The 17733-nt window shown below is 68.7% G+C and carries 19 protein-coding genes; 15 read left to right on the top strand and 4 right to left on the bottom strand.

Translation table 11 applies throughout. The features are described 5' to 3' along the window. Window positions 1-83 precede the first annotated feature (83 nt). The 12 genes from F3K02_RS00095 (at window position 84) to F3K02_RS00040 (ending at window position 11725) form a co-directional block, all read left to right on the top strand. Complete coding sequence (locus tag F3K02_RS00095; protein ID WP_177131904.1) at window positions 84-476, top strand: DUF2946 domain-containing protein; 393 nt, start codon at window positions 84-86, stop codon at window positions 474-476. 62 nt (window positions 477-538) lie between these two features. Next, window positions 539-1192, top strand: a complete 654-nt coding sequence (locus tag F3K02_RS00090) for an SCO family protein (protein ID WP_177131901.1) — start codon at window positions 539-541, stop codon at window positions 1190-1192. 40 nt (window positions 1193-1232) lie between these two features. Beyond that, window positions 1233-1727 (top strand): copper chaperone PCu(A)C, encoded by a 495-nt coding sequence (locus tag F3K02_RS00085; protein WP_177131898.1) that lies wholly within the window; start codon window positions 1233-1235, stop codon window positions 1725-1727. A gap of 32 nt (window positions 1728-1759) precedes the next feature. Then, complete coding sequence (locus F3K02_RS00080) at window positions 1760-2197, top strand: Spy/CpxP family protein refolding chaperone (protein ID WP_177131895.1); 438 nt, start codon at window positions 1760-1762, stop codon at window positions 2195-2197. Window positions 2198-2238: 41 nt separating this feature from the next. Beyond that, window positions 2239-2628 (top strand): DUF2946 family protein, encoded by a 390-nt coding sequence (locus F3K02_RS00075; protein ID WP_177131892.1) that lies wholly within the window; start codon window positions 2239-2241, stop codon window positions 2626-2628. 79 nt (window positions 2629-2707) lie between these two features. Next, window positions 2708-3343 (top strand): cyclic nucleotide-binding domain-containing protein, encoded by a 636-nt coding sequence (locus F3K02_RS00070; RefSeq protein WP_177131890.1) that lies wholly within the window; start codon window positions 2708-2710, stop codon window positions 3341-3343. Window positions 3344-3597: 254 nt separating this feature from the next. After that, complete coding sequence (locus F3K02_RS00065) at window positions 3598-5892, top strand: TonB-dependent receptor (RefSeq protein WP_218179311.1); 2295 nt, start codon at window positions 3598-3600, stop codon at window positions 5890-5892. 95 nt (window positions 5893-5987) lie between these two features. After that, the gene (locus F3K02_RS00060; protein ID WP_177131888.1) at window positions 5988-8207 is read left to right on the top strand and encodes a TonB-dependent receptor; all 2220 of its coding nucleotides are present in this window, start codon (window positions 5988-5990) and stop codon (window positions 8205-8207) included. Window positions 8208-8217: 10 nt separating this feature from the next. Then, complete coding sequence (locus tag F3K02_RS00055; RefSeq protein WP_177131886.1) at window positions 8218-9798, top strand: PepSY domain-containing protein; 1581 nt, start codon at window positions 8218-8220, stop codon at window positions 9796-9798. Continuing rightward, the gene (locus F3K02_RS00050; protein ID WP_177131884.1) at window positions 9795-10526 is read left to right on the top strand and encodes an energy transducer TonB; all 732 of its coding nucleotides are present in this window, start codon (window positions 9795-9797) and stop codon (window positions 10524-10526) included. Before F3K02_RS00055 ends, F3K02_RS00050 begins: the two co-directional genes overlap by 4 nt. Before the next feature lie 35 nt (window positions 10527-10561). After that, window positions 10562-11296 (top strand): MotA/TolQ/ExbB proton channel family protein, encoded by a 735-nt coding sequence (locus F3K02_RS00045; RefSeq protein WP_177131882.1) that lies wholly within the window; start codon window positions 10562-10564, stop codon window positions 11294-11296. Between the two features lie 3 nt (window positions 11297-11299). Next, window positions 11300-11725: an ExbD/TolR family protein gene (locus tag F3K02_RS00040; protein WP_177131880.1), complete on the top strand. Its 426-nt coding sequence runs from the start codon at window positions 11300-11302 to the stop codon at window positions 11723-11725. A gap of 94 nt (window positions 11726-11819) precedes the next feature. Here the strand turns inward: F3K02_RS00040 and F3K02_RS00035 are convergent, their stop codons facing one another. From F3K02_RS00035 to F3K02_RS00025, 3 genes are all read right to left on the bottom strand, one after another. Next, window positions 11820-12488, bottom strand: a complete 669-nt coding sequence (locus F3K02_RS00035; protein WP_177131877.1) for a DUF2202 domain-containing protein — start codon at window positions 12486-12488, stop codon at window positions 11820-11822. Window positions 12489-12558: 70 nt separating this feature from the next. Further along, complete coding sequence (locus F3K02_RS00030; protein ID WP_177131875.1) at window positions 12559-12897, bottom strand: hypothetical protein; 339 nt, start codon at window positions 12895-12897, stop codon at window positions 12559-12561. A 22-nt stretch (window positions 12898-12919) separates the two neighbouring features. Further along, window positions 12920-13540 (bottom strand): hypothetical protein, encoded by a 621-nt coding sequence (locus F3K02_RS00025; RefSeq protein WP_177131873.1) that lies wholly within the window; start codon window positions 13538-13540, stop codon window positions 12920-12922. 241 nt (window positions 13541-13781) lie between these two features. On the opposite strand from F3K02_RS00025, the gene F3K02_RS00020 reads away from it, so the two are divergent. Next, window positions 13782-14540, top strand: a complete 759-nt coding sequence (locus F3K02_RS00020) for a response regulator (protein WP_177131870.1) — start codon at window positions 13782-13784, stop codon at window positions 14538-14540. Continuing rightward, window positions 14537-15835, top strand: a complete 1299-nt coding sequence (locus tag F3K02_RS00015) for an ATP-binding protein (RefSeq protein ID WP_218179310.1) — start codon at window positions 14537-14539, stop codon at window positions 15833-15835. The genes F3K02_RS00020 and F3K02_RS00015 overlap by 4 nt, the downstream gene beginning before the upstream one ends. Window positions 15836-15842: 7 nt before the next feature. Here F3K02_RS00015 and F3K02_RS00010 read toward each other — a convergent pair whose 3' ends face one another. Next, window positions 15843-16967: an ABC transporter ATP-binding protein gene (locus F3K02_RS00010; protein WP_177131867.1), complete on the bottom strand. Its 1125-nt coding sequence runs from the start codon at window positions 16965-16967 to the stop codon at window positions 15843-15845. 196 nt (window positions 16968-17163) lie between these two features. On the opposite strand from F3K02_RS00010, the gene F3K02_RS00005 reads away from it, so the two are divergent. Further along, window positions 17164-17733, top strand: a 570-nt coding sequence (locus F3K02_RS00005; RefSeq protein WP_177131864.1) for an ABC transporter permease, incomplete at its 3' end; no start/stop codon positions are given.

Raw genomic sequence — 17733 nt, 5'->3', positions numbered from 1 at the left:
GTGGTCTTGTCGAGCGCCCATCGTATCGGCGACCCGGACACCGCAGGGTCGCGCATTTGACCCGTCGCTGATAGACTCCCGGTATGCATTTCGTACGCGCCCACCGCCGACTGACCTCATGGCTTGCCATGCTGGTCATGGTGTTTGGTGCGCTGGCACCGGCCGTGGCCCAGGCCATGGTGGCCTCTTCGGACCGCGCCGATTGGGTCGAGGTCTGCAGCGCCAGCGGCATGCTCTGGGTCAAGGCAGACGGGTCCGGGGCGGTTGATGCGGGCATGGACGAACCCATGTCCGATGCGTCCCAGCATTGCCCCTGGTGCAACCTGCACGGCGGGGCTGCCGGCCTGCCACCCGTGGCCCACGTTGCGGGCTTTTTGGATGCCCCGGCCGATCCGGTGCCGGCTTTTTCTCGCGCCTCAGAACCTTCCGCCGTCTGGGCCGCGCCCCAGGCCCGCGGCCCCCCGCTCGCTTCCTGACTTCACCACGGCTGCGCACCTTCACGGGTGCTGCGTGTGTTCCATGACGTTCAGGAGGCCCCATGCCTCGACGCTCCCGTTTTGCATCTCTGGCGCTCCAGGCGCCGTCCCGCCGCCGCGTCAACGCCTGGCTGGCTGCGGCCGCGCTCGGTGGCCTGCTGGCCGGCTGTGACCAGCCGCTGAGCGGCCCGCCTGCCGCCGCCTTCAAGGGCATCGACATCGCCGGCGCGCCTTATGGGCGTGGTTTTGCACTGACCGATTTCAACGGCCAGTCGCGCACCCTGGCCGACTACAGCGGTCGGGTGGTGATGCTGTACTTCGGCTTCGTGCAGTGCCCGGACGTGTGCCCCACCGCACTCACGCGGGCCGCTGCCGTGAAGCAGCAGCTCGGCGCCGACGCCGCACAGCTGCAGGTGATCTTTGTCACCGTGGACCCGGAGCGCGACACGCCCGAGCTGCTGCGCGACTACATGGCCGCGTTCGACCCCTCGTTCATGGCGCTCACCGGCAGCCCCGAGCAGATCAAGGCGGTGGCCGACGAATTCCGGGTTTATTACAAGAAGGTCCCGACCGGCAGCACCTACACCATGGACCACACCGCGCTGAGCTACCTGTTCGACCGCGAAGGCCACATCCGCGTGGTGCTGCGCCACGAACAGACCGCCGACGACTACACCGCCGACATCCGGCAGCTGCTGGCCGAAAAGCCGGTCTGACGTTTTCCTTTTCTTCAACGCAAATCCAACTGGAGTCATCATGAAAAAACTGCTCATCGCTTCGCTGCTCGCCGTCACCGCCGGTGCCTGGGCGCAAACCACGGTCAAAGTCGAAGACGCCTGGGTGCGCGGCACCGTGGCCACGCAAAAAGCCTCGGGCGCCTTCATGCGCCTCACGCCCTCGGCCAATGCCCGTCTGGTGGCGGTCGAGTCGCCCGTGGCCGGCGTGGTGGAAATCCACGAAATGGCGATGGAAAACGACGTCATGAAGATGCGCCAGATCCCGGGTCTGGACCTCGCCGCTGGCCGCACCACGGAGCTCAAGCCCGGCGGCTTTCACGTGATGCTGATGGACCTGAAACAGCCGCTCAAGGGTGGCGAGAGCGTGCCCCTCACCCTGGTTTTCGAAGACGCCACCAAGCAGCGCTTCACACAGGAAGTCAAGGCGCCGGTGACCGCGCTGGGAGGCGGCAATGCTCCCATGCCCATGAAGCCGGGCGCTGACATGAAGCCCAGCATGGAACACAAACACTGAGCATTTTCTTCGACCACTCCGGGAGCGACGCCATGAACTTTTCATCTTCCACCCTTCGTCATTCCGCCCTTGCTCTGGCCCTGGTGCTGGGCAGCGGGCTGGCCGCGGCCAAATCCGTGCCCGGCGACGGCGCCATCCCCGTGGTCGAGCTGATGCCGCTGACCCTGAAGCACGAGGCGGACCTCAAGCTCACAGCCGAGCAGATCCAGGCGCTGGACGACTACCGCAAGCAGGCCATGCCCGGCCGCGTGGCGTTGCAAAAAAAGATCCTGACGCTGCGCGGCGAACTGCGCATGGCGATCCTGGACAACCAGCCCGCCGCAAATCGCGAAGCGCTGATGAAGCAGATCGCCGAGGCCGAGGTCGAGCACTTCAAGGGCCGTGAACGTTGTGTGGAGGCCCTGCGCAAGATCATGAGCGCCGAGCAGTTCACCCAGATCAGCCTGCTCTACCTCGACGGTCTGCGTTGATCGGCATTTGCGCTGACTGAAACGGCTGCGGCGACCCCACCATGTCCACCCGTCTGATGCGTGCCCTGGCGCGCGGCCTGCTGGCCGCGATGCTGCTGGCCGTGCTCGCGCCCGCCGTCTCGCGTGCGCTGGCCAGCACGCGGGTGGTGGGCGACTGGGTGGAGCTTTGTACGTCGCAGGGCATGCATTGGGTCCAGTTGACCGCCGACGGGGTGGCGGCCGAGCCGGCCAGCGCCGATGACCTGCTGCACGCGCTGGACGACTGCGGCCATTGCGCCCTGGCGGCCGAGCGCTTTGCGCCGCTGCTGCCGGCGCTGCCGGTGGTGCCAGCGGCCGATGGCACCTGGGCCACACCGCGGCACCAGGCGGCCACCCAACACGACCTGGCCGCGCCCAGCCCCGGCGCACGCGGCCCCCCGCTGCTGAGCTGAACCCTTCGTGCGGCCCCCAGGTGTGGGGTCGCTGGTTCAGAGGCCGGTGGGTTCCACCGGCATGTCTCAGGAGCGTTTCATGACTTCAACCGTATCTTCCGTGGCGCTGGCCTGCGCCAGCAACCAGTCGATTTTTCTCGCCGGTGAATCCGGCCCCGTGTGGCTCGTGGTCGAAGGTGTCGTGCACCTGGACCGCGACAGTGGCCCGATCCGCCAGCCGGTGCAACTGGCCCTGCCGGGCGACCTGATCGGCGCCGAGTCCCTGTGTGGCCAGCCCTACCAGCTCAGCGCCAGCGCGTTCACGCGTTGCCGGCTGGAGCCGGTGCGCCCGGATGCTGCGCCCGAGCCCTTGCTGCAACAGGCCCTGCTGCAGCAACTGGACCGCAGCCAGGACATGGCCCAACTGCGCAGCGGCAACGTGCAGCAGCGTCTGACCCATCTGCTGGGCCTGATGGGACTGGACCGCGCGGTTCATGAAGCCGGCCGTATGGGCCAGGCTGATGCGGTGCGCGAGGCCCTGCCCGCGCTGCGCGAGGTGGCCCTGCTGGTGGACGCCAAGACCGAAACCGTCTGCCGCGCCCTGGCGCAACTGCTGCCCCCGCGCAGCCGCAAGCGCGGACCGGTGCGCGCCGTGCGCGACTGGTCGAGCACAGCGCCCGCGCGCCTGGCCACGGCCTGGGCGGCCAACGCGGCACCGCTCGGTGCGGCCGCCTGACGCCCTTCTGACCACACACCTCGACCACTGACGCTCCGCAGTACGGATCGCGCGCACGGCACGCGGGGCGATCCACCGGATGCGGATGGACGGTGACGCCGTGCGCATGTGCGCCGTCCCTGCGCGGGAGCTGCCCGCCCGGAGCGAGGTACCACTGTGCCCGCGCCGCGCCCAGGCAAGTTCGCCGCTGGCCACGTCGCTGCTGCATCCATTCGCTTGCTCTTCTTTTTTGACTTCAACAACAAGGACTCTCCATGATCGATCTCCGCCCGTCCCACTTCCACCGCGCCATGGCGCTGGCCATGCCCGCACTGAGCCTGCTGTGCAGCCAGGCGCTGGCGCAGGACACCGCGATCAGCACCCTGCCGGCCGTGACCGTCCGTGCCGACCAGGAGTCGCTGCCCGGCGCCACCCCCGTGGACCCGGCCAGCCTGCAGCCGCAGCGGGCGGCCACCAGCGACTCGGCCCGCCTGCTGCAGGACATCCCCGGTGTGAGCCTCAATGGCGCCGGGGGCGTGTCCAGCCTGCCTTCGATGCACGGCCTGGCCGACGACCGGTTGCGCATCCAGATCGATGGCATGGACCTGATCGCGTCCTGCCCGAACCACATGAATCCGGCGCTCTCCTACATCGATCCCACACAACTGGGTTCGCTCAAGGTGTATGCCGGCATCTCGCCCGTCAGTGCGGGCGGTGACAGCATCGGCGGCAGCATCCTGGCCGAGACGCGTCCGCCCGTGTTTGCACAGCCTGGCCAGCGCACGCTGCGGGAGGGCGAGGTGGGCGCCTTCTACCGCAGCAACAACCGCGCGCGGGGCCTGAACCTCTCGGCCACCCTGGCCACCGAGCAGCTCAACGTCAGCTACAGCGGCGCCACCAGCCAGGCCGACAACTACTCGGCGGGCGGTGACTTCAAGACCTACGACTTCACCGGCCGGCCGGGCCACACGCTGGCGCGCGACGAAGTGGGCTCCACCGCCTACGAGACGCGCAACCACACCCTGGGGCTGGCCTTCAAGCAGGACAACCACTTCTTCGAGGCGAAGCTGGGGGTGCAGGACATGCCCTACCAGCTCTACCCGAATCAGCGCATGGACCTGCTCGACAACGACCAGAAGAGCATCAATCTGAGCTACACCGGCCAGCTCGACTGGGGCACGCTGGAAGCGCGCGTCTACCACGAGACCGTGGACCACTTCATGGACTTCGGTGCCGACAAGCGCTACTGGTACGGCACGGCTTCGGGCGGACCGATGATGGTCAACGGCGCCCCCTGCAGCACCATCAGCGCCAGCTGCGCCGCTGGCATGCCCATGTTCACCGAGGGCAAGACCACCGGCTTCAGCGTCAAGGGTGAGCTGCCGCTGAGCGAGCAGGACCGCTTGCGGGTGGGCGCCGATCTGCAGCGCTACCGCATCAACGACTGGTGGACGCCCTCGGGCGGTGGCATGTACCCCGGCACCTTCTGGAACATCCGCGACGGCGAGCGTGACCGCACGGGGCTCTGGAGCGAATGGGAGTCGCGACCGAGCGCGCAGTGGATGACGCTGGTCGGCGCGCGCGTGGAGCGGGTGGCGATGAACGCTGGGAGCGCGGTCGGCTACAACCCGGCCGGCATGGGCTTCCAGGCCCGCGACGCCAACGCCTTCAACGCCCGCGACCACCGCTCGACCGACACCAACGTCGATGGCACGGCCCTGGCGCGCTACACCGCCAGCGAGCAGGTCGACATCGAGTTCGGCTTCGCCCACAAGGAGCGCTCGCCCAACGTCTACGAACGCTTCCCGTGGTCCACCTGGCAGATGGCTGCGCTGATGAACAACTTCGTGGGCGAAGGCAACGGCTACGTCGGCAACCTCGACCTGAAGCCCGAGAAGGCCAACACGCTGTCCGCCACGTTCGACTGGCACGCCGCCGACAAGGCCTGGGGCTTCCAGGCCACGCCGTACTACACGCGCGTCAGCGACTACATCGACGCTGTCCAGTGGGACGCCACCACCAACCAGGCCGCCGCAACCCCGGTGAAGAACAAGTTCAGCGTGCTGCGCTACACCAACCAGACCGCGCGCCTGTTTGGCGTGGATCTGGCCGGGCACGCGCCACTGGCCAACAACGCGCTGGGTGACTGGGGCGTCAAGGGCCTGCTGAACGTCACCCACGGGAAAAACCTCGACACCGGCAACGGGCTCTACAACGTGATGCCGCTCAACGGCAAGCTGGCACTGACCCACAAGATCGGCGGCTGGGACAACAGCCTGGAACTGGTGGCGGTGAAGGCCAAGACCACCGTGTCATCGGTGCGCAACGAAATCCGGACACCGGGCTACGGGCTGGTCAACCTGCGCGGCAGCTACGCGTGGAAAACGGTGCGGCTGGACTTCGGCATCGAGAACCTGTTCGACCGTCTGTACTTCCTGCCCACGGGCGGCGCCTACGTCGGCCAGGGCACCACGATGAGCAACCCCATGCTGCCCAACTACCCGCAGTGGGGCACGGCCGTGCCGGGCATGGGCCGCACGCTGTACGCAGGCGTGAACGTGAAGTTCTGACGGGGCGAACCGCGCCGTCCTCACACCCCATCCACGGTATCCGGGGCCGCCGTCAGGCGGCCCCGCCCCCAACACCCCTTGACCACTCTTCCATCATGAAACCACCGTTCAAGAACCTGTCTCACCCAGTCTTTGTGGCCTCTTCGCTGCGTCTGGCGCTGGCGGCTGCGTTGTCTGCGCTGGCCACGCCTGCCGTGCTGGCACAAACCGCCCAGGACCCGCCAGCCGCCGCGGGCACGCTGTCTGTCGTCGAAGTGAAAGCCTCACCGGATCAGCCCAACAGCAAGCTGCCGCTGGACACGCCGGTGGACACGGGCAGCCGCCTGGGACTGACCTCGCGTGAAACACCGGCCAGCGTGACCGTGGTGGACCGCGCCACCATCGACGCCCGTGGTGCGCAGAACACGCAGGACGTGCTTCGCAGCATCCCGGGCGTGACCGCGCACGACGCGCCGGGCAGCATCGGCGTGATGTATCGGGGGTTCAGCGGCGCGTCCATCACGCAGCTGTTCAACGGGGTGGACGTGCAGTACTCGATTGCGGCCCGTCCGGTGGACAGCTGGATCTACGAGCGCGTCGAGGCCATCGGTGGTCCGTCGAGCTTTCTCTACGGCGCCGGTGCCGTGGGCGGCACCATCAACCACATCACCAAACTGGCGACGAGGCACGACCTCAGCGAAGCCCAGCTGCGCCTGGGGACCGACAGCCTCAGGGAGGCGTCCCTGGGGCTGAACCGGCGCGTCGCCGGGGATGGGCAGGGCAGCGGCGACCACCACCTGCGCCTGGACTTCAACCACCGCGAGGGTGGCGCCTGGACCGAAGGGACTGAGAGGAAAGCCACGCAGCTGGCGACCTCGCTGCTGTCGGACTTCGGGGGCGGGGTGAGCCACACCCTGGCCTACGAGTACCAGGATGAGCAGGTGGACCGGCCCTACTGGGGCACGCCCCTGCTCAACCCCGTGGCCGGGACGCTGCGCATCGACGAGCGCACCCGGTTCAAAAACTACAACAGCGCCGATGGTGTCTACGCCCAGCGGGTGCACTGGCTGCGTTCCGTCACCGACTGGCGCGTGAGCGATGCGCTGCAATGGAAGAACACCTTTTATGTCTACGACGCGCTGCGCGACTACCGCAACGTCGAGACCTATGTCTTCAACAGCGACAACACGGCCGTGGTCCGCTCGAACACGCTGCTGCAGCGCCACGACCAGCGGCTGGTCGGCGACCGCATCGACGGCAGTTACAAGGGCCAGATCGGCGAGCGGCGCAGCGACTGGTCGTTTGGCCTGGACGTCAGCCAGAACAAGCAGACCCGGTTCCCCAACAGCCTGTCCGGCACGGTGAGCACGGTCGATCCCTATCACTTCGAGACCGAGTCCTTCTTCTCCATCCCCGGCATGGCGCCCGGGTTCCGGCCCGATCGCGACAACCGCGTCCGCACCGTGGCGCTGTACGCCGAGAACCGCACGGCGCTGGTGCCCACGCTGAACCTGGTGACCGCGCTGCGCCACGAGCGCATCGAACTGGATCTGACCAACCGCCGCGAGATCAACGCCGCCAACCCGGCCAGCTATTCGCGCAGCTACAACCCCACCACGGGGCGCATCGGCCTGGTCTGGGACTTCGCCCCGGGAGCCAATCTGTATGGCCAGTTCGCCACCGCGGCCGATCCACCGGCGGGCATCCTGAGTACGGCTTCGTTTGCCAACGTGCGCGACAACAGCGAGCTGACCACCGGGCGGCAATTCGAGGTCGGCAGCAAACTGGACTTCTGGCAGGGCCGGGGCAACGCCACCCTGTCCGCCTTTCACATCACCCGCAAGAACATCGCCACGCAGGACCCGAACGACCGCAACCTCACGGTGCTGGTGGGCGAACAGTCGGCCAAGGGCGTCGAAGCGGGTGTCGGTTTGCAGCCCACGCGCCAGTGGGCCATCCAGGGCAACCTGGGCTACGTGGACGCGCAGTACGAGAGCTTCACGCAGAATGGCATGTCGCTGGCCGGCAAGCGGCCCACCAACACGCCGCGCACGGTGCTGAACCTCTGGACCTCGTACGCCTTCACGCCGCAGCTCGAAGCCAGCGTGGGCCTGCGGCGTGTGGGCGCGGTGTATGCCGATGCCGCCAACACCCAAAGCTGGCCCGGCTACACGCTGGTCGATCTGGGCATGAGCTACCGGATCAACCGCAACGCGCAACTGACGGCGCGCCTGCGCAACGCCACCGACAAGGTCTACGCCGCCAGCGTGCGCAGCACCATGGTCTACCTGGGCGCACCCCGCACGGCCGACCTGGCGCTGCGCGTGAGCTTCTGAAGAGGCCGTGATGCAACTGCGCCTCAAACGCTGGCTGTTCCTGACCCACCGCTGGCTGGGTATCGTGTTGTGCATCTTCTTCGCCCTGTGGTTCATCTCGGGCGTGGTGATGATGTATGTGGGCTACCCCAAGCTCACACCGGCTGAGCGCCTGGCGCATCTGCCCTCGCTGGGTGACGGTGCCGGGCTGCTCGCGCCCAGGCAGGCGCTGGAGAAGGCCGGAATCGAAGGCCCGCTCAAGGAGTTGCGCCTGGCGGCCGGACGCGGTGGCCAGGCGGTGTACCTGGTTGTGCCCGAGTCGCCGCCTTCGGACGCCACCGGCCGGCGGCGCACGCCACCGGGCAGCGGCACGGTGGTGGTCGATGCGGCCACGGGCCAGCGCCTGCGGGGCGCGGACACCGCGCTGGCGCTGGCCAGTGCGGCGGCCTACGCCGGACCCGGCGTTTCCGCTGAGGGTCTGCGCCATCTGGGCCTGGTGCAGGAAGACGCCTTCACCCATTCGAAGGCACTCGACGCACACCGCCCCCTGCACCTGGTGCAACTGCCCGATGCGCAGGGCACGCAGCTCTACGTCTCCAGCCTCACGGGGGAGGTGGTGCGCGACGCCACGCGCAGCGAGCGCGGGTGGAACTACGCCGGCGCCTGGATTCACTGGCTCTATCCCTTCCGGGGCAACGCCTTCGATCCGTACTGGAGCGACATCGTGAACTGGCTGTCCATCGCCGGCATTGCCGTGACCCTGCTGGGCACGGTGGTGGGCGTGATGCGCTGGCGTTTGCGGCAACCCTACCGCCATGGTTCGCGTTCACCCTATCCCGGGCGCCTGATGCGCTGGCATCACATCTCGGGCCTGCTGTTCGCGCTGATCGCGTTCACCTGGATCTTCAGCGGACTGATGTCGATGAACCCCTGGCGCGTGTTCGACACCGGTGCGGCGCCCCTGCGCACGGCAACGCTGCAGGGGGTGGCCCTGCAGGTGACGGCCGAGGACGCCGCCCCGGCCGCTTTGCTCGCCACCGCCGGTGGCGCGGTCCGTGAGCTGCGGTGGGTGCCGGTGTTGGGCACGCTCACCGTGCAGGCCCTGCGCGTCACCGGGCGGCCGCAGTTGCTCGACAGCCGCAGCGCCCATGCTTGGCAGGTGGACGAGCTGGCGTTGCGGCGTGCCGCGGCCGGACTGCTGGACGCGCCCGTCGCGCGCATCGAGCGCCTCGACACCTACGACTTCTATTACTACGACCGCGAGGCCCACACCATGAGCGGCGGCAACGAGCGGCCGCTGCCGATGCTGCGCGTGGTGTACCAGGACCCGCAGGCCAGCTGGGTGCACCTTGATCCGCACACCGGGGCCGTGCTGGGACGCACCGACGTGGGCCGCCGCACCAGCCGCTGGCTGTTTGCGCTGCTGCACAGCTGGGACTGGCTGCCCCTGCTGAACCAGCGCCCGCTGTGGGACATCGTGATGATCGCGCTCAGCGCGGGCGGTGCCTTGCTCAGCCTGACGGGGGTGGTGGTCGGCTGGCGGCGCCTGGGGCTCAAGCTGCGTGCCACCCGCAAGAACCTGGCGCGGCCAACGGCCCGCGTGGCGGGATGAACGCAGGCGTGCCCGTGTCCGAGCCCGCGTTTGCGCCACCCCTGTCCGGGCGTTCGCCAGGGCGTGTCGTGCCGCCGGGCCTGCGACGCCAGGCGGTGGTCGCGGGCGTCGTGCTGCTGCACGGGCTGGGGCTGTGGGCGCTGAAGTCGGGTTTGCTGGGCCGCGCGGTGGAACGGTTCACGCTGGTGCCGGTTCTGGTCCAGCTTATCGAAGCGCCGCCACCGCAGCTCATCCCGCCGGCACCGCACAAGGTGCAGCTGACACCTCAGCCCAGAACCAGGCCAGCCGAGCCCGTGCGACCGCAACCGGTTCCACAGTCGGCGCCCATCGCAGATGTTCAGTTTGCTCCGCCGGCCGCGCCCACCGTCGTGCCCGTTTCACCAGAGCCGGTCGTGGGCGCCCCCACCGCACCGCCCGAGCCTGTCGCACCACCGGCACCCGCCCAGATCGTGCTGCCCTCCAGCAGCGCCGCCTACCTTCACAACGCGCCACCACCGTACCCCGCGGTATCGCGCCAGCTCGGCGAAGCGGGCCGGGTTGTGGTGCGGGTGTTCATCGAGCTCGATGGCACGGCCCGCCAGGCCCAAGTGGTCGTCTCCAGCGGCTACGAACGGCTGGACCAGGTCGCGCTTCGGACCGCGCGCCAGTGGCGCTACGTGCCAGGTCAGCAGGGCGGCGTTCCGCAAGCCATGTGGTTCGACGTTCCCATCCACTTCGTGCTCGGTTGAACGACCGGGCCTTTCCCTCTCACAGTCACACCCCCATGGAATCGAACTTCACATCCTCCGGCCTGGCCCACGTCTGGACCCAGGGCGACACCGTCACCCGCGCGGTGGCCATCGCGCTGCTGCTGATGTCGCTCACCACCTGGGTCATCTTTTTGCTCAAGTGGCTGGACCAGCGCACCCAGCGCCGACAGGGCAAGGCCTGTAAAGGCTTCTGGCACAGCGCCGACTTCGCCGAAGGCCTGGACAAGCTGGGCTCGCAGGATGGCAACCCGTTCCGCGCGCTGGCGATGGAAGGCCGGGAGGCCGCGCGCCACGTCCAGCACAAAGACGGCCGGCCCGGCCCGCAACTGCACGACACATTGGACGTGAGCGACTGGGTCGAACGCTGCCTGCGCCGCAGCCTGGACGACTTCACCGCGCGCGCACAAGGCGGCCTCACGGTGCTGGCCTCCATCGCATCGACCGCTCCCTTTGTCGGACTGTTCGGTACCGTCTGGGGCATCTACCACGCGCTGCTGAGCATCGGCGCTGCGGGCCAGGTCAGCATCGACCAGGTGGCCGGCCCGATCGGCGAAGCGCTGATCATGACCGCGCTCGGTCTTCTGGTGGCCATCCCCGCCGTGCTCGGCTACAACACGCTGGTGCGCGGCAACAAGGGCATCAACCACCAGCTCAACCGCTTCGCGCACGACCTGCACGCCTACTTGGTGACGGGCGCCCGCGTGACCGCCCCTGGCGACAGCAAGGTCCTTCTCATGAAGCGGGGTTGAGCCATGGCCATCGGAACCCAGGACGACAGCGATCAGATGCTCGCCGAGATCAACATGATCCCGTTCATCGACGTCATGCTGGTGCTGCTCATCATCTTCATCATCACGGTGCCGGTGATCAAACACGCGGTCAACATCGACCTGCCGCGCGCCAGCAATGAAAAGCTGCTCGACAAGCCGGACAACATCCGCTTGTCGGTGGGTGCCGATGGCGTCTATTTCTGGAACGAGGCGCGAGTGGAGGACGCCGATTTCGAACGACGCATGAGCGTTGCCGCGGCCCAGAATCCACAGCCTGAGCTGCACATCCGGGGTGACAAGGCCGTGCGCTACGAGCGCGTGGCCCTGGCCATGGCCGTCGCCCAGCGCGCCGGGGTGCGCAAGATCGGCTTCATCACCGAGCCTGTGGCCCCTGGGCCGGGCCCCTGACAGGGTGCCTCGCAGCCTGCCGCATGAAGGACGGCAGCCTGGTTGACGGGCCGGAAATGGATGCCCGGCGCGCACGCCACCCTGTGGCAGGCGATCACCCCCGCTCCATCGCCGAGTTCACGATGGCATCGAACTCGGCCTGGCTCAGGTACTGCGGCGTGTAGCTGCCACCTTGATTCAGCAAGGTCTGGTAGTACGCCCGCAGGTGGTTGCGGGAACCCTGCAACAACGATTCGTAGACCCGCCGGATGTCCTGGTTGTCCACGCGGGCCAGGTGGGTGTTGATGTCCACCATGTCCAGTTCTTCGATGTGGACACCGACCTTCAAGGCATCGATCAGCGAGACCGAGCCATCGGCCACCAGCTGGTTGTACAGCGCTTGCAGGTCCGGGTTCTGGAACACGCCCACCGTGTTGCCGGCGGCCGGGTCGGGCAGGCTGTAGCGCTGCAACAGCTGGCGCACCGCTTCGGTGTGGGTGGCTTCGCTGGCGGTGATGTTGCTGAACACCGGCACGCTGCGGCCCCACAGCGCGTCCATCCGGGTGTACACGTCACCCGCCAGCTTCTCTTCTTCGCGCATGTAGAGCAGGGAGTCGATCTCCGCCTGGCTCAGCGCTTCGATGGGCAGTGTGGCGAGCGTGGCATTGACCGAGGTGGGGGTGCCGCGTTTGTCCAGGTCATCGTCGGTTCCACCGCCGCACGCGACCAGCGCCAGGGAGGCCAGGAGGATGGCGGAAAAACGGGTGATCGTGAGGTGGCTCATGGTGTCTTTCCATAGAAGAAGGTGGGGATGGTTGTCTTGTGGCGGAGCGATCCGGGTGACCGCGGACACGTCACCGGCCGCGCCCCGCGCCGCCGTTGCCGCGACCCCCCGAGCCGCCTGAGCCACTGCCCGAACCACCGCGCGAAGCACCCGCGCCCTGTGAAGCGCCGCTGGCCGCGTGGTTGGTCGCGCCGTTCTGCGATCCCGCGGCGCGCAGGCGTTGTTCGTAGCCCGCCCCGTAGGGCAAGGCCATGCCCGGCGGGACTTCGTCGCTGCTGAGCAATGCAGGCACCGGGGTTTCGCGCGGCCGAACCGGCGGGCGTTCAGGTTCCGCGGCCAGGGCGGACTGCGCCTGCAGGCACAGCAGCGCGCAGAGCCCCAGACCGGATGTCCATCGGGAGAGCGTCATGGTCGGTGGTGGATGAGGTGGCTCAGCGCTTGTTCATCCGGCCTTGGCCCTGGCCCATGCCACCCGCGGCGCCAGGCCCTGCTCCAGACCCTGCACCTGCGCCGCTGGCGCCAGGGCCTTGACCCAGTCCCAAGCCCTGCCCTTGTGCCGGCGGGGTTTCAGGCATGGTGATGCCTTGTGCCGCAGCGCGTTCGCGGATCAGCGCATGTTCCTCGGCCCGGATGCGTGCGCGCTCTTCCTCGGTGGTGGCGTTGCGCATGCGGGTGCGCATCTGCGCCTGTTCCTGCTCGGTCATGAACTGCCGGCCAGGGCCTTGTCCGACGCCTGGGCCTGGGCCTGGGCCTGGGCCTGGGCCTGGGCCTTGACCCAGTCCCAAGCCCTGACCCTGGGCAGGCGGGGTTTCAGGCAAGGTGATGCCCTGTGCCGCAGCGCGTTCGCGGATCAGCGCATGTTCCTCGGCCCGGATGCGTGCGCGTTCTTCCTCGGTGGTGGCGTTGCGCATGCGGGTGCGCATCTGCGCCTGTTCCTGCTCGGTCATGAACTGGCGGCCAGCGACGGGCACCGGGTCGGCGGCCATGGCGGAACCGGCGGTCAGCGTGAGGGCGGCCAGCAGGGCGGTGAGGAGCTTGGAGGCGGGGGTCATGATGTTCCTTTGCATCCAGGTTGGGGGGTGTGGGACCGGGCCGCTGCAACCTGGACAGCGGCTGGGCCGACGACGCTCGGCATCGAATGCCGGAGCCGATGGCTGAATCCTGGGCCCGCTCTGTCGCCAGCACATGCCGGTTCGGGCCCGGCGTGTGGCGCGTGGTGCCGGTGTGTGTCAGCCGGTGTCAGGGGGCGGCATCGCGGGCCATGGCGCGCGGTGGTCGGCCTACACTTCGCGCATGAATGCGCCTACTCCTTCTGCGCTGCGCGTGCTCGTGGTGGACGACGACCCCGATCTGTGTTGCCTCTTGTCGGACTACCTGTCAGCCAACGGCTTTGTGGTGCGGACCGTGGGCGATGGCGCGGCGATGCGCGAAGCCCTGGCCAGGGAGCTGCCCGATGCCATCGTCATGGACCTGATGCTGCCGGGTGAAGACGGCCTGTCGCTCACGCGCAGCATCAAGGCGCAGTGGGACATGCCGGTGCTCATGCTCTCGGCGCGCGGCGAAGAGATGGACCGCGTGATCGGCCTCGAGGTGGGTGCCGACGACTACCTGCCCAAGCCGTTTGGTCCGCGCGAGTTGCTGGCGCGCCTGCGGGCGGTGCTGCGGCGCGCGCACGCGCCGTCCCCGGTGGTGGCCGAGCGTCCGCTCGCCGCGCCAATGGGCGCGCCCGCCGGGGCGCTGCGGCCGGCTTTTGGCCCCTACCAGCTCGACACGGCGGGCCACCGCCTGCTGCGCGACGGCCACGAGGTGGCCCTGACCAGTGCGGAATACGCGCTGCTCGCCGCCTTTGTCAGCCACCCCGGCCGCGTGCTGTCGCGCGATGTGCTGGTGGACATGCTCAAGGGCTACGACCGCGATCCCTTCGACCGCAGCGTGGACAGCCGCGTGACCCGTCTGCGCCGCAAGATCGAAGCCGACCCGGCGGCGCCGCAGTTCATCCGCACGGTGCGCGGCGAAGGTTATCTGTTCAACCCGCAGGGAGATCTGGTGTGAAACGGTCCGTGGGTCTGGTGCGTCAGAACACGGTGTTGCTGGCCCTGGCCTTCATCGGCGTCGAGCTGCTGGTGGTGCTGGCGTTTGTCTGGCTGGTGATGCTGCCCATGGCGCGCCGCTCGGCCGACGACCTGGCGGGCTTGATGGTGCTGTCGGCCCAGACCTGGGCCGAGCTGCCCCCGGCCACGCGCCCGGCGTTTGAAACCGAACTGCGTTTGCGGCAGTCGCTGCTGATCCGGCCCGAGGTGGACGGCGCCAGCGTGGACGAATGGCACCCGCCCTTTTTCTACCTGCTGGAGGCGGCCCTGGCCGGGCGCGTCGGGCTGGACCGGCACCTGATCCGCGCCACCGACGACGCCGGTCTCGACTGGTACTGGGCGCGTGTGCCCGCGGGTGGCGGCACGCTGGCGGTGGGGCTGTCCAGCGCGCGCATCAACAGCCGGCCACTGGCCGTGTTGCTCATCGGTCTGGCCGCCGGGCTGGCGGTGGCGGTGGGTCTGGCGCTGCTGCTGGCGCGCCGGGTGGTGGCGCCGCTCGCGCGGCTGGAACAGGCCAGCACCCAGCTGGGGCAGGGCGTGGCGCCCGACCTGTTGCCCGAGACCGGCCCGCGCGAGATCGTGGCGCTGAGCCGGCGCTTCAACACCATGGCGGTGCAGGTGCGCGATCTGCTGTCGGCCCGCACCACGCTGCTGGCCGGCGTGTCGCACGACCTGCGCACACCGCTGGCGCGCATGCGGCTGGCGCTGGAGATGCTCAGGACGCAGCCCAGCCCCACGCTGCTGGACCGGCTGGAGCGCGACATGGAACTGATGAACCAGCTGATCGGCAACGTGCTGGACCTGGCGCGCGGGCTGGAACACGAACCCGCCACACCGGTGGACATGGCGGCTTTGCTGCACGAGCTGGCCGCCGAACACGCGACCGCGGCCAGCCCGGTGCAGGTGCGTTGTGAAGCCTGCGTGCGCCCGGTGCCTGCCATCGCACTGCGCCGTGCGCTGGGCAACCTGCTGCAGAACGCCTTGCGCTACGCCCCTTCGGGCCCGGTGGAACTGGTGTGCGAGCAGGACGGAGCCCATTGCCGCGTAGGCGTGCTCGACCGGGGGCCCGGCATTCCGGCCGATCAGGTGGAAGCCATGTTCCAGCCGTTCCAGCGCCTGGAGCCCTCGCGCAGCCCCAAGACCGGTGGCAGCGGACTGGGCCTGGCCATCGTGCGCGAACTGGCACAGGCAAACGGCTGGCGCGTGTCGCTCGGCGAGCGGGCCGGCGGTGGCATGGAAGCCTGGGTGGTTCTTTAGGACCTGTTCACAGCGGGGCGTCGACGGGTGGCTTCCGGGCGCCTGGCGCGGGCGGCGAAGTCGCCGAGGCACCGCGCGCGAACGTGACCACGTGGTCCACCTCGGCGCGGATGCCGATCCACTCGCCCACGGCGTGGTTGTGGTGCGAGGGTACGTGCGTCATCAGCGTCTCGCCGCTGGCCAGGCGCAGCGTGTAGAGGAACTCGGAGCCGCGAAAAGCCTTGCGGACGATCTGCGCCTTGGCGGGCGCCAGGTCGTCGTGCACGATGTCGTCCGCGCGCAGCAGCACGTCGCACAGGCCCGACTCGTAGGCGCTGGGCAGCGGGCACTCTTCCACGTCGTGCAGCGCGCCCAGCGGGGTCTGCACCGAAACCTCGTTGCCCACCAGCCGGATCTGCGCCGGCGCGAACACGCCGTGCCCGATGAATTCGGCCACGAAACGCGTGGCCGGCCGGTGGTAGAGCGCGTAGGCGTCGTCCCACTGGTGTAGATGGCCCTGGTGCATGACGCCGATCACGTCGCCGATGGCAAAGGCTTCCAGCTGGTCGTGGGTAACGAAGAGCGCCGTCGCGCCCGCCGCCTTGAGGATGGCGCGCACTTCGTGCGCCAGGCGCTCGCGCAGGTCCACGTCGAGGTTGGAAAACGGCTCGTCGAGCAGCAGCAGGCGCGGGCGCGGCGCCAGCGCACGCGCCAGGGCCACGCGCTGCTGCTGGCCGCCCGAGAGTTCGTGCGGGTAGCGTGCCTGCATGCCGTCGAGGCCCACGAGCTTGAGCACCTCGGTCACGCGCTTTTCGCGTTCGTTGCGGGAGAGCTTGGCGATGCCAAAGCCGACGTTGCGCGCGATGTCCAGGTGGGGGAAGAGCGCGTAGTCCTGGAACACCATGCCGATGCGCCGCTGTTCGGCCGGCATGTGGTGTTGCCCGTCGCTCACCGTTTCGCCCTGCAGGGTGATGCTGCCGCTGCTGGCCCGTTCCAGCCCCGCCACGGCGCGCAGCAGCGTGGTCTTGCCACAGCCTGAAGGGCCGATCAGCACGCCGATGTCGCCCGCACGAAGGCCGAACGACACGCCGTCCACCGCGGCCGGCTGTTGGCCGGTGTAGCGCACGCTGAGCTGGGAGACGTTGAGGAACATGGCTGATCCTGGCGGTGGGCTGTTCGGGGCCGCAGCCTCAAACAGCCTGCGGACAGGTTCAAATTGTAGATGACTACAATTCTCATTTGTGTTGATGCGGGTCAAGGGCCCTGTCAGGCGGGGCCTGCGGTGACCGTGCCATCATGGACACGGCTTTCCCGCTGGTCTTTTCTTCCCCACTTTTTTCAAACCGCCCATGCCGCGTTGGATGGCCTTTGCCTTCTTGCTCCTGCTGGCCCTGCTGCTGACGCTGCCGGTGCTGTCGCTGGGGGCTTCGTGGCTGCAGTTCGACGCCGCGGCGCGCGACGTGCTGCACCAGATGGCGCAGACGGTGCTGCCGGACTACGCGCTCACCACCGTGGTGCTGTGCGTCTGCGTGGCCCTGGGCGTGGCGCTGGTGGGCATGGGCACGGCCAGCGCGGTGACGCTGTTCGATTTCCCGGGCCGCCGCCTGTTCGAGTGGGCGCTGCTGCTGCCGCTGGCCATGCCGGCCTACGTGGTGGCCTACGCCTACACCGATTTCCTGCAGTTCAGCGGGCCGCTGCAGGTGGGGCTGCGCGAGGCCTTCGGTCTGCGGGGGCGGGTGTTCCCGGAGATCCGCAACACGCCGGGTGCGGTCTGGGTCTTCACCTTCTCGCTCTATCCCTATGTGTACCTGCTGGCGCGCACCGCGCTGTCTGAGCGCGCCTCCCAGCTGATGGAGGCCGCGCGCCTGCTGGGTGCGCCGCTGTCGCGCCGCATCCGCGAGGTGGCGCTGCCGCTGGCC

The organism is Hydrogenophaga aromaticivorans, from assembly GCF_013387465.1.
Lineage (GTDB): Bacteria > Pseudomonadota > Gammaproteobacteria > Burkholderiales > Burkholderiaceae_C > Hydrogenophaga > Hydrogenophaga aromaticivorans.
This window is presented reverse-complemented; position numbering and strand designations above follow the sequence as displayed.